Origin of the sequence: Dolichospermum sp. FACHB-1091, assembly GCF_014697585.1 — a bacterium.
Classification (GTDB): Bacteria; Cyanobacteriota; Cyanobacteriia; order Cyanobacteriales; family Nostocaceae; genus Dolichospermum.
Genome location: NZ_JACJSB010000037.1, coordinates 26,329 through 38,332, shown reverse-complemented (window position 1 = coordinate 38,332; position 12,004 = coordinate 26,329). Strand labels below are relative to the sequence as shown.

The window sequence follows — 12,004 nt, the reverse complement described above, 5'->3', positions numbered from 1 at the left end:
GATATTTACGTTGTAGATAGCACCACTGACACCATTACCGAAAATGCCAGTGGTGGTACAGATACCATTCAATCTAGTGTTACTTACACCATTGCGGCTCTTGCTAACGTTGAAAACCTGACTTTAACAGGAACAGCAGCAATTAACGGTACTGGTAACGCGGGTAATAACGTCATTACTGGTAACGGTGCTAATAACATCCTCAACGGTGGTGCAGGTACAGATACCTTAATTGGTGGTTTAGGCAATGATATTTACGTTGTAGATAGCACCACTGACACCATTACCGAAAATGCCAGTGGTGGTACAGATACCATTCAATCTAGTGTTACTTACACCATTGCGGCTCTTGCTAACGTTGAAAACCTGACTTTAACAGGAACAGCAGCAATTAACGGTACTGGTAACGGGGGTAATAACGTCATTACTGGTAACGGTGCTAATAACATCCTCAATGGTGGTGCAGGTACAGATACCTTAATTGGTGGGGCTGGTGACGATATTTACGTTGTAGATAGCACCACTGACACCATTACCGAAAATGCCAGTGGTGGTACAGATACCATTCAATCTAGTGTTACTTACACCATTGCGGCTCTTGCTAACGTTGAAAACCTGACACTGACAGGAACAGCAATTAACGGTACTGGTAACGCAGGTAATAACGTTATCACTGGTAACGGTGCTAATAACATCCTCAACGGTGGTGCTGGTATTGATACCTTAATTGGTGGTTTAGGCAATGATATTTACGTTGTAGATAGCACCACTGACACCATTACCGAAAATGCCAGTGGTGGTACAGATACCATTCAATCTAGTGTTACTTACACCATTGCGGCTCTTGCTAACGTTGAAAACCTGACACTGACAGGAACAGCAATTAACGGTACTGGTAACGCGGGTAATAACGTCATTACCGGTAACGGTGCTAATAACATCCTCAATGGTGGTGCTGGTACAGATACCTTAATTGGTGGGGCTGGTGATGATACTTATATTTTCACCATCAATGGGATTGGACTGGGTACGGACACCATTATAGATGAATCTGGAGTAGATACCATTAGCTTTGCTGGTACGGCTGCTACAACATCTATCCGTCTGAATCTGGGTGTCAGCTTTGCTCAAAACGTTGATGCTAATACAAATACAAAAGTCGTATTAACCGCAGTAGACGCGATTGAAAACGCAATCGGTGGTGATGGTAATGACCGCCTCATTGGCAATAGTCTGAACAACACCTTAGAAGGTGGTCTAGGTGATGACATCCTCACTGGAAGTACTGGTAATGACTTCTTGTTTGGCGGAGATGGTAATGACCTCCTCACCGGTGGAGATGGTGATGACTCCCTCACTGGTGGTCTGGGTAGTAACAATTTGCTTGGTGGCGCTGGTAGTGACCAGTTTATATTCAGTGGATTTAATCCTTTTAATACAACTGGTAATGGAGTAGACATCATTGCTGACTTCTCCACAGGAATTGACCAGTTAGTTCTGAGTAAAACAGTATTTGATCTAATCAGTAATGTCGGTGCAGGATTTAGCGATGTGTCAGACTTTGGCTATGTTGAAGATGATGAATTCGCAGGAGATAGCACCGCCAAGATTGTTTATAGTCTAAGCAGCGGTAGTCTCTTCTATAACCAAGATGGCGCTACAGCAGGTTTTGGTACTGGTGGTGAGTTTGCAGTTGTAGATCCTTTGACTCCTAACGATTTTGTGATTATTGCTTAATCTGGAGTTACAATCCACTTTCGACGCGCCAGGTGTCCGATACAAAAAAGCTAACATAAGCTAATAATAGCCAGCTTTTTCTTCATGCTTCATTCTAGAAGTGTCGGCACTATGTAGAGACGTTCCATGGAACGTCTCTAGCACGGTCAATCTAATCACTTATTTTTCTAAATTAATCGCAGCATTGACATCTATATCACGCTTAAACCCACAGTTATCACATTGAAACACTCTTTGAGACAGTGACAGAGATGCCTTAATACCACAATGTGAGCAAGTGTTACTACTAGGATAAAATCTATCCACAATTACTAACTTACTGCGATATAGTTGAGTTTTGTATTCTAATTAACGATGGAACTCATAAAAACATAGAGTCAGCTATCGCTTTAGACAACTTACCATTAGCTAACATTCCTGATATATTTAAATCTTTTATCCCTATAACTGCGTGGTTTTTGCTGATATAAGTAGTGAGTTTGTGTAATGTGTCTTTCGTAATATTAGCTATTTTTTGATTTAGTCTTCCTATTTTGATTTAGGCTTTTATGTAATTATTAGAACCGACTTTTTGATGCCGATTTCATCAAATACTTAATTCACGTTCTTTCTTGCTAACCATGCTCAATTAACTTACCAAATATCTATAATTAACCTAAATTAACCTAAATTGACCTACATTAGATTGTAAAAAATCGTAATAATGCAGATACAGATAGTGTTTTCACGATTCGTTCCTTCAACTTGTTATCAATTATGACATTACCCGAACCTCACACTGATGTTAAAGAAATTTCCCCGTCTCCTTCTAAATCAAGCCGGTGGCCGCGATTACTATTAGCTGCACTATTGTTGATTGGGGGTGGAAGTGGGATAGCATGGAGATTACTAACTCCTGAAAAACCCAGTCCAGCAGTGGCTAATACTCCACCTCCGGGGGTCAAAGTTAAACTATCACCAGTGCAAACAGGTACAGTTGAAGATAGTACAGAATATTTAGCCAGTCTAGAATCTCGGCGTTCAGTCAGTCTTCAACCCAGAATTCAAGGTCAGGTTTCGCAAATATTCGTCAAGTCAGGAGATTTAGTTTCTTCTGGTGCTGCGATTGTACAAATAGATTCTCGACAACAACAAGCCGCAGTTAGTAGTTTATTTGCTGCTGGTCAAGGTTCTCAAGCACAACTAGAAAACGCTCGCGCTACTCTAAAATCTTTACAAGCAGAACGGTTAGCTAATGTTGCAGATGTAAGTTTAAATCAACAAGACTATAATCGCTATTCTGAATTAGCTGCACAAGGGGCTGTATCTCGTCAAACTAAAGATTTGTATGCTAACAAGCTGGCGACAGCAAAAGCCCGATTAGGGGCTATAGAGGCTCGCATTCAAGCCCAAATGGCTACCATATCCCAGGTAGAAAAATCTTTACTGCAAGCTGATGCCAATATTAGACAACAACAAGTTCAACTTCAATATTACAAAATTACTGCTCCTTTTGCGGGAATTGTTGGCGATATTCCCGTAAAAGTGGGTGATTTTGCCAATACTTCCACACCATTAGCCACTATTACCCAAAACCGACCTTTAGAAGTGAAAATTCCTGTTCCTTTGGAAAAAGGTACACAATTGCGTCAAGGACTACCAGTAGAATTAATTAATGCTCAAGGTCAAATTATAGGTAATAGTAGTATATTCTTTATTTCTCCTAATATTACTAATAATTCTCAATCAATATTAGTTAAAGCACTTTATGATAATTCTCAAGGACAACTGCGAGCAGATCAAATGATTCGGGCAAAAGTAATTTGGAGTAAACGTTCTGGTGTTATAATTCCTACGACATCAATATCTCGAATAGCTGGAGAAACCTTTGTATTTGTAGCCCAAACAGAAAAATCTCCTCAAGGTGTTTCCCAATTAATAGCTAAACAAAAACAAGTGAAATTAGGAAATATTCAAGGTAATAATTATCAGGTAATTTCTGGACTACAAAAAGATGAAAAATTGATTATTTCAGGAGTGCAAAATCTCAGAGACGGACTACCAATCATTCCTGAAAATAACGAAACAGAGAAAAGATAAGAATTTGAAAAAATACAAAATCCAAAAGACAAATTAATTATGTTTGTTGACTTTTTTATTAAGCGACCTGTATTTACTAGTGTTTGCGCTATTATCATTTTACTCGTCGGTGCAATTAGTATTCCCACCTTACCCACCGCTCAGTATCCAGAAATTAGTCCTACGCAGATTATCGTCAGTTCTAATTATATTGGCGCTAGTGCGGAAATTGTCGAAAATACCGTAACAACCATCTTAGAACGGCAAATTAACGGTGTTGAAGGCATTAAATATATGACTTCCAGCAGTAGTAATGATGGCAGTAGTACAATCACTGTAACATTTGATGCCTCTCGTGACAAAGATATTGCCGCCGTAGACGTACAAAACCGCGTCACTTCCGCTGAACCCCAGTTACCAGAATCTGTCAAGCAAACAGGAGTAACTGTGAGTAAACAGTCTAATAACATTTTGTTAGCAATAGGTTTATACAGTAATAATAAAGCCTTAAATAATGTCTTTTTAAGTAATTATGCAGATTTATATATAGTAGATATCCTTAAACGGATTAAAGGGGTAAGTGAGGCGCGGATTTTTGGTGAACGCCGATATGCGATGCGTCTATGGCTTGACCCGAATAAACTCGCTAGTCGGAATCTAACCACTAATGATATTATTAATGCCCTTAATGAACAAAATCTACAGGTAGGTGCGGGACAAATTGGACAACAGCCAGCCTTAGATGGTCAAATGTATCAAATTGATTTAAGGGCAGTTAGTAGACTCACGCAAGTGGAAGAATTTGATAATTTAGTGGTTAAAACTGCGGCTGACGGTAGTTTAATTAAATTAAAAGACGTGGGAAGAGCAGAACTTGGCGCTCAAAACTATAACTCATTTCTCCGTTTTAAGGGAAATGAAGGTGTAGGAATTGGGATATTTCCGACACCGGGAAGTAATGTCTTAAACGTGGCCAATTTAGTCAAAAAGGAAATGGGGCGACTGTCCCAAAGTTTTCCCCCAGGAATGAAATATCAGGTAGCCTTTGACACCACTACAATTGTAGAAGAATCCTTAGCAGAAGTAGTAAAAACCCTTTTAGAAGCCATTATACTGGTAGTCCTCGTTATCTTTATCTTCTTACAAGACTGGCGAACTACATTAATACCCGTTATTACTATTCCCCTCTCTTTAGTAGGGACTTTTGCCTTTGTCAAAGCCTTTGGTTTTTCTGTGAATACCTTAACCATGTTTGGTTTAACCCTAGCAACGGGTATGGTAGTTGATGATGCGATTATTGTTGTCGAAAATATTTCTCGCTTAATTCAAGATCAAGGAATGTCACCCCGTCAAGCTGCTTCAGTCTCCATGGAAGAGCTATTTGGGGCTGTAATTGCTACTTCTCTGGTATTAATGGCGGTGTTTGTCCCTGTAGCCTTTTTCCCAGGTGCGACTGGACAAATTTACAAACAATTTGCCCTGACAATTGCCTTTTCTATCGCCATTTCCACATTTTTGGCTCTCACCCTCACTCCCTCTCTTTCAGCCTTGTTATTACGGCAAAGACCCGCAGCTAGAGGCATTTTCGGCTGGGTATTCGGTGGCATTAACTGGTTTTTAGAAGCCATGGGTCGGGGTTATGAAGGATCTTTAATAATTTTAACAAGAGTTAAAGCCATAGTTGTTCTAGTATTTATTGGTTTATTAGGTGTCACAGCTTGGCTGTATATGACTGTACCTACAGCATTTCTACCGGACGAAGACCAAGGTTATTTCATTACTATTATCCAAGGTCCAGAGGGTTCTTCACTTAAATATACCAGTAAATTCATGAGTCAGGTAGAAACAGAAATTCTCAAATTACCTGAAGTTACAGGTACTTTTGCGATTGGTGGTTTTGGTTTTAGTGGTAGCAGCGCCAATAGCGGAGTAATTTTTACAACTCTTAAATCATGGAATGAACGGAAAAAACCAAATCAATCTGTACAAGCTATTATTGGTAATTTAAGAAAAACCTTGTCAGGAATTACCGAAGCGAGAGTTTTCCCTGTTAACCCTCCCGCAATTCGCGGTTTAGGTAGTTTTAGCGGTTTCCAATTTCAGTTACAAGATATAGCCGGCACTAACAGCTTAAATTCTATGCTGCAAACCGTTGGTCAGTTTATGATGCAGGGTAATCAAACCCCAGGACTACAAGCTGTATTTAGCACATTTACCGCGAATACACCACAAATTTTAATTGAAGTAGACCGCAATAAAGCTAAATCTCTACAAGTTTCCATTGACGATATTTTTAAAACCCTCCAAACTTATTTAGGTTCACGATATGTCAATGATTTTAATTTCCTTTCTCGCACATATCGGGTATATATTCAAGCAGATGCTCAGTTTCGTTCTAATCCTAATGATATTGGCTTATTAAATGTCCGTTCTGCAACTAATCAAATGATTCCTTTGAGTAGTTTAGTAAAATTAACTCCAACAACAGGAGCGCAAACTATTAATCATTATAACTTATTTCGTTCTATTGAAATTAATGGTTCTCCTGCTCCTGGTTTTAGTTCTGGACAAGCAACTTTGACCATGGAACAATTGGCCAAGAAAATATTACCTACTAGTATGGGATATGAATGGTCAGGTATTGTTGCTCAGGAAAAAGAATCGGGAGGACAAGCGCCAATTATTTTTGTTTTAGGATTACTTTTTGTCTTTTTGGTATTAGCTGCTCAATATGAAAATTATGTTGACCCTTTAATTATTATGTTATCAGTTCCCTTAGCCATTATGGGAGCTTTAGCATCACTATCATTACGAGGTTTAAATAATGATGTATTTTGTCAAGTTGGGTTAGTCATGTTAATAGGTTTAGCCAGTAAAAACGCAATTTTAATTGTGGAATTTGCTAACCAATTACAAGAAAATCAAGGTTTATCAATTACCAAAGCAGCAGTAGAAGCATCAAAAGGTCGTTTACGTCCAATTTTGATGACTGCATTTTCGACTTTACTAGGAATTTTCCCCCTAGTAACTGCTACAGGTGCAGGTGCTGCAAGTCGTCAATCTTTGGGTACTGCGGTATTTGGAGGAATGTTTGTGGCAACTTTTCTAAGCTTATTTATTGTGCCAATTCTTTATATTATAATTGGCAAAATTCGTCAACGTTTACAACCAGTTTTCCCTCGTTCCTAGTCTCCGGCTAGGAATGCTATCAAGAGGCTCTGCCTCACAAATCAATCAATTCCACCTCTAATAAACTTGGTAATTCCATATAATTCCGATAACTAGAATAACGCCAATGAGATGACTCATCAACATAACCACGTCGGACCGGATTATTACAGGGGTTTCCGCTCTTATGAGGTACATCTTAAGCCCCCTCCTCGCTTGCGGGGAGGGGGTTGGGGGTGGGGTTCTTGTACCTCATAACATCGGGAAGTGCTGTATGAATATATTCTAATTTTTGGATCAACATTTCTTCATTAGCAATTGCTTGGGGATAAAAACCTTCTTGCCAAAGTTGATAATCTTGTTTTATTTTATGTTTTAATTTATGAAATTCTAGTTGGTTAAGTATATAGTTAGCGTTATTTTTCTCAAGTAAATCAATAATAGAACGAGCAGTAAATGATTTAAAATTGCCTATTTCTTTAGATAAGTTGGCAGCAGCAGCAATAAGATGCAGATGATTTTCCATGATTACGTAACCGTACAATTTCAAACGCTGCTGACGTGGGAGAAAGTTAAGGGAATCTATGATAATTTGGACAATTTCCATGTTACCAAATAATGGCATCCAATTTACTAATGTGCAGGTGAGGAAGTGCGGTTGAGTTCCTAATACATGATAGCGGCTGCGTCCCATTGTATTTCTTTGATTGATAGTGGTATGGAGGTTGAGGCAGAGCCTCTAATGGCATTTCCAGTCAGAGTCTGGGAACGAGAATAATGATGGAATATTAGGAGGCAGAGCCTCTAATGGCATTCCCAGTCGGAGACTGGGAACGAGAAGAACGAGAAGATGTGAGATTTTGTTTATTCTAAATCAGGTTCAACACCAAGCGCACGCAGTTGGGCAATTAATCTTTGGGTTTTTTGCCTTTCTTGTTCTAACTTTTGTGTTTCTCGTTCAGCTTTTTCTTTTTCCTCTTCTGTGCTGGTTAACATCCAATTACCGTTTTGATCATACCAACGTAACCAAGGCATTTCCACAGTTTTATAACTTCCTTGCCACACTCCTAAACCTAATTTTATTTCAGGAATCCAAAACCGAAAATCTGATAAGTTTACTTCAGCATAACGAGCGCCTGTTAACTGAAACATTCTAAATTCAGATTTATAACGATCAAAGATAGCGTAATAGGGTACTCTTAAAATTTGTTCGTAAACTTCCCATTTACCAGGAGGTTTTTCGACATCTCTTAATGTTTGCCCTAAGTCTTCTTTTTCTGTTCCTGGTGAGAGTAATTCAACGACAATATAAGGATTAACTGCTTCTTGCCAAACTACATAACTTAACCGCAAATCTCTATTGTCATAAAGTGAGGGAACACCTAACACTGCAAACCAATCTGGACGTTTATACCATGAAGGGTGACGCAAATCATAATAAAGATTCAGATCACTTCCTGTAAATATTTGGTCGCTAGGATAATTTGCTGGACGGAATGTTTCTGCTAATAATTGTGGTTGGAATAAATGAAATTGATCTGGTAAACCAGGTTCCTCCGGGTCTTCGCTAGGAAGATCATACATTGTCGGTAATGTTTCTTTAGGGGAAAGTGGCGGATCTGTTTGATACATTCTTAACAATCCTAAAGATAGAATTTCTATTTCTATTATGTCGCAAGATGATTCGGTTTAGAAATGCAATATTCGCATATTATTCCCCGTCTTTTTCCTGTGCTAAAGTCAAAACCTGGACATAAAGATGATCCACTTTTGCTAACTCGCTAATTGGCGTAGTATCAGAAACAATAATCATTTAAGAAATCTGCTGATTTAAAATTAACTCTGCCTGTTCCACTTCTTGACGTAATTCCTCCAAATTTTGAGAATCATCAAAAAGAGAAATACCCCATTTTTTCATCATTTCTATTACCTCTAAACGAGAAACACCAAGAATTTTCCCCGCCCTGCCACTGCTAATTTCTCCTACCTCTAATAATGTCATTACATAACCTTCTTTAGCTTTTTGTAAAGCTTTTTCCTGAACCTCAGCCGAAAGCTGAATACTTTCTAATTGCTCATCTAAAATTGTTAAAGCCATTACCAAAATCTCCTAATTACACATTTTCATTTTAATCTTTAAACCACTTACTATAACAATCAATTATTTTCTCAATGAAATCACTTTAATTGATTTAACTTGACAAATTGGCTTTTCTCTTTTTTCGGCGGTAATTAACTCATCTGCTTTTCCTAGCAACGCAGCAGCAACATGAATTGCATCAATTCCACTCAATCCATTATTATTTGTAATAATTTCGTTATACGCACATTCTAATAATTTTTGATTGGGTTCTACCCATTCTTGTACACTATCAAAAAATGTTTCATAAAACTCTGCTTCTAGTTTTCTTTTATTTCTGATAGCATGAGGTAATATTTCAAATTTGACATAATAACTAGAAATAAAATAGCGTTCCGCACTACCTAAAATCTTTAAAGCTTCTTGGCAGATTGGATCACTATTATCTAATGTTGCTGCTGCTATTAATACGCAGGAATCTATATAAGTTCTTTTCACCCGATTAAATTGTTTATTTAGTTATTTTCTGTTTCTTCTTCAAGATATTGATCAAATTCTGCTGAAGTTAAAAGCGGTTCTCCAGACAGAATTATTTTTTCTTTAATTTTAAAAAGTTTTCTTCCTAAATCTGTTTTACAATTTTTCCAATCTATCGCTCCTGTAACAGAGTTGATAAATCTCTGTAGTGCTTTTTCATGTTGTTTGACTACTTCTTCAATGATTTTCCATTCTTCACCATTTATCAAAATATTTTTTGATCCTCTATTAAATTCAGCAGCATCTAAGGCAAATTTTCTTAAAAACTCTTTTGTATCTGATGAATAAAAATCCCAACATTCAATAACAGATTCTGTCAGTAAATTTAATGCTCGAATATTCCTTTCAAAAAAATTTTGTGCTTCATTACTTTCGGTAATTTCTAATAAAATTTGCATTCCTTTTTGAAATTTCTTCTTTCCTAATAATAAATCTTGCTTGAGTTCTACAAGAGATTTGCCTTTTCCTTGAGCAATTTTAATATATTCATCAAATTTATTCTTCTCCTTATTATTTCTAGAATTAAATCCCCCACAACGATTCAAAAATCTGATAGTTTCTTCCAAATCGTTAGCAATTATTTGTTTTGCATTTTCTATATCTTTAGCTTTTAAGATCGTGCTGGACATATTTTTAATCCAATAAGTGAAATAGTAAAAACTCTTACTGGTTATAGTATATCAGAATTTAGATACTACAATATAATTATTGGCAAAATTTACGGGCGTATTCCCATAAGCCCGCATTCCTTGCCAATTAGAGATTACATCTAAATCGGGATAGTGGGTTATTAACCCACTTTATAAAACTACACATTCAACGGCTTTTTGGTGACAATTGGTGTGTGACTCTGATTATTGGCAATTGGGATAGGTGCAATGGCTTCTTTACCTGTAATTAATCTGGCGCTACGATTACGGGTAAAATAATTCCATAACCATTGAATCATGACGACTAACTTGTTGTCAAACTCAATGAGGAAGTAGATATGAATGAATAACCACACAAACCACGCAAAGAAACCTCGGAGTTGAATAAATCCTAAATCAACAACGGCAGCGTGTTGACCAATCATTGCTAAACTACCTCTATCTACATATTTAAACTGGCGTAATGTTTCACCTTTCAGGCGTTTTTGAATCAGTTTAGCTACATATTCCCCTTCCTGCATGGCCACTGGTGCAACTCCCGGTAAGGGTTTATCATTTTGATGGCAGAAGTTGGCTAAGTCACCAACTACAAAGATGTTAGGATATCCCTTAATACTCAAATCCGGTTCTACTATAACACGACCAGCGCGATCGCTTTCTACTCCAGTCCTATCCGTTAACACTTTACCCATAGGTGAAGCTTTTACACCAGCAGCCCACAATACGGTTTTAGCTGCAATTTCTTTGACTTCATCACCTTGTTTGATTGTAACAATATCATTTTCAATATGTGTTACTAAGGTTTTGGTTTGCACATCTACACCCAAAGCCTTTAATGATACTTCTGCTGTCTGAGATAATTCGGGTGCGAAGGGAGGAAGAACACGATCTAAACCTTCTAATAATAAAACTCTGGTTTCTGATGTGTCAATGTTGCGAAAATCCTCTTTGAGGGTTTTAGTGGCTAATTCTGCAATTGCTCCCGCTAATTCTACTCCAGTTGGACCACCGCCGACAATTACAAAAGTTAATAAAGCTTGACGTTTAATGGGGTCGCTTTCGTTTTCAGCAGCTTCAAAGGCCATAAAAATTCGCCGACGCATTTCAATAGCGTCCTCAACAGTCTTTAAACCGGGTGCAAATTCTTCCCAGTTATCCTTACCAAAATAGGAATGCTTTGCCCCTGTGGCGACAATTAGGGTATCATAATGGACAGATTCCCCTTTGACTATCACATTCTGGGCTTTGGGGTCAATATCATGAACTTCACCTAACAATACCTTTGTATTTTTGCTTTTGCTGAGGACAGAACGCAAGGGAGAGGAGATATCTGCTGGGGATAAAGCACCTGTAGCGACTTGGTACAGCAGTGGTTGAAAGAGGTGAAAATTGCGTTTATCAATGAGCGTGATTTGTACATTGGCCTTGGCTAAAGATTTGGCAGCATATAAGCCACCAAAACCACCGCCAATAATCACGACTTGGTGGACTGGTTTTTTGTCAGATAGATCAACCATAACAGATATTTCCTTGGATAACAGGTGTTGTAACTATTCTTAACAAATTTGTATCAAAATTGTCATAATTATTTCTGTTTATCTTGAACTTCTGAAAAAAAAGTAAACGTAGGGGATTAGTCAGTGGTCAGTGGTCGGTGGTCAGTGGTCAAGAGTTAGGAGGAAGAAAGGAGAAAAATACCAATGAACAATTAACAACAAACAACTGACCAATTTGCGATACAATCAAAATTCTGCCAATTTCATGACAACCTTTA

General features: G+C 37.8%; 11 protein-coding genes. 3 read left to right on the top strand and 8 right to left on the bottom strand.

The window, feature by feature from the left end:
- The coding region (locus H6G25_RS18810; RefSeq protein ID WP_190393806.1) for a calcium-binding protein at positions 1 to 1,737 on the top strand (1,737 nt) is incomplete at its 5' end.
- A 159-nt stretch (positions 1,738 to 1,896) separates the two neighbouring features.
- Here H6G25_RS18810 and H6G25_RS18805 read toward each other — a convergent pair.
- Positions 1,897 to 2,043, bottom strand: coding sequence for a zinc ribbon domain-containing protein (locus H6G25_RS18805; RefSeq protein ID WP_190393805.1), 147 nt, complete (start codon positions 2,041 to 2,043; stop codon positions 1,897 to 1,899).
- A 55-nt stretch (positions 2,044 to 2,098) separates the two neighbouring features.
- Positions 2,099 to 2,239 (bottom strand): hypothetical protein, encoded by a 141-nt coding sequence (locus tag H6G25_RS21390; RefSeq protein WP_347239220.1) that lies wholly within the window; start codon positions 2,237 to 2,239, stop codon positions 2,099 to 2,101.
- 254 nt (positions 2,240 to 2,493) lie between these two features.
- Between H6G25_RS21390 and H6G25_RS18800 the strand changes: the two genes are divergently transcribed.
- Positions 2,494 to 3,816 carry an efflux RND transporter periplasmic adaptor subunit gene (locus H6G25_RS18800; protein ID WP_190393804.1) on the top strand — a complete coding sequence of 441 codons (1,323 nt, stop codon included), beginning with the start codon at positions 2,494 to 2,496 and terminating at the stop codon, positions 3,814 to 3,816.
- A gap of 39 nt (positions 3,817 to 3,855) precedes the next feature.
- The gene (locus H6G25_RS18795; protein ID WP_190393803.1) at positions 3,856 to 6,984 is read left to right on the top strand and encodes an efflux RND transporter permease subunit; all 3,129 of its coding nucleotides are present in this window, start codon (positions 3,856 to 3,858) and stop codon (positions 6,982 to 6,984) included.
- A 178-nt stretch (positions 6,985 to 7,162) separates the two neighbouring features.
- Here the strand turns inward: H6G25_RS18795 and H6G25_RS18790 are convergent, their stop codons facing one another.
- The 6 genes from H6G25_RS18790 to H6G25_RS18765 form a co-directional block, all read right to left on the bottom strand.
- The gene (locus H6G25_RS18790; protein WP_242035023.1) at positions 7,163 to 7,657 is read right to left on the bottom strand and encodes a transposase; all 495 of its coding nucleotides are present in this window, start codon (positions 7,655 to 7,657) and stop codon (positions 7,163 to 7,165) included.
- A 170-nt stretch (positions 7,658 to 7,827) separates the two neighbouring features.
- The gene (locus H6G25_RS18785) at positions 7,828 to 8,595 is read right to left on the bottom strand and encodes a Uma2 family endonuclease (RefSeq protein ID WP_190393802.1); all 768 of its coding nucleotides are present in this window, start codon (positions 8,593 to 8,595) and stop codon (positions 7,828 to 7,830) included.
- Positions 8,596 to 8,776: 181 nt separating this feature from the next.
- The gene (locus tag H6G25_RS18780; RefSeq protein ID WP_028091754.1) at positions 8,777 to 9,061 is read right to left on the bottom strand and encodes a UPF0175 family protein; all 285 of its coding nucleotides are present in this window, start codon (positions 9,059 to 9,061) and stop codon (positions 8,777 to 8,779) included.
- 63 nt (positions 9,062 to 9,124) lie between these two features.
- On the bottom strand, positions 9,125 to 9,541 hold the full coding sequence (locus tag H6G25_RS18775; protein ID WP_028091755.1) for a PIN domain-containing protein: 417 nt from the start codon (positions 9,539 to 9,541) through the stop codon (positions 9,125 to 9,127).
- A gap of 17 nt (positions 9,542 to 9,558) precedes the next feature.
- Complete coding sequence (locus H6G25_RS18770) at positions 9,559 to 10,209, bottom strand: hypothetical protein (RefSeq protein WP_190393801.1); 651 nt, start codon at positions 10,207 to 10,209, stop codon at positions 9,559 to 9,561.
- A gap of 179 nt (positions 10,210 to 10,388) precedes the next feature.
- Entirely contained in the window at positions 10,389 to 11,747 is a 1,359-nt protein-coding gene (locus H6G25_RS18765) for an NAD(P)/FAD-dependent oxidoreductase (RefSeq protein ID WP_190393800.1), read from the bottom strand.
- Between the last annotated feature and the right edge of the window lie 257 nt (positions 11,748 to 12,004).

Coding starts and splice junctions, on each gene's coding strand:
- H6G25_RS18795 (WP_190393803.1), top strand. CDS start 3,856: ATGTTTGTTGACTTTTTTATTAAGCGACCTGTATTTACTAGTGTTTGC.
- H6G25_RS18770 (WP_190393801.1), bottom strand. CDS start 10,209: ATGTCCAGCACGATCTTAAAAGCTAAAGATATAGAAAATGCAAAACAA.
- H6G25_RS18790 (WP_242035023.1), bottom strand. CDS start 7,657: ATGGGACGCAGCCGCTATCATGTATTAGGAACTCAACCGCACTTCCTC.
- H6G25_RS18785 (WP_190393802.1), bottom strand. CDS start 8,595: ATGTATCAAACAGATCCGCCACTTTCCCCTAAAGAAACATTACCGACA.
- H6G25_RS18780 (WP_028091754.1), bottom strand. CDS start 9,061: ATGGCTTTAACAATTTTAGATGAGCAATTAGAAAGTATTCAGCTTTCG.
- H6G25_RS18800 (WP_190393804.1), top strand. CDS start 2,494: ATGACATTACCCGAACCTCACACTGATGTTAAAGAAATTTCCCCGTCT.
- H6G25_RS18765 (WP_190393800.1), bottom strand. CDS start 11,747: ATGGTTGATCTATCTGACAAAAAACCAGTCCACCAAGTCGTGATTATT.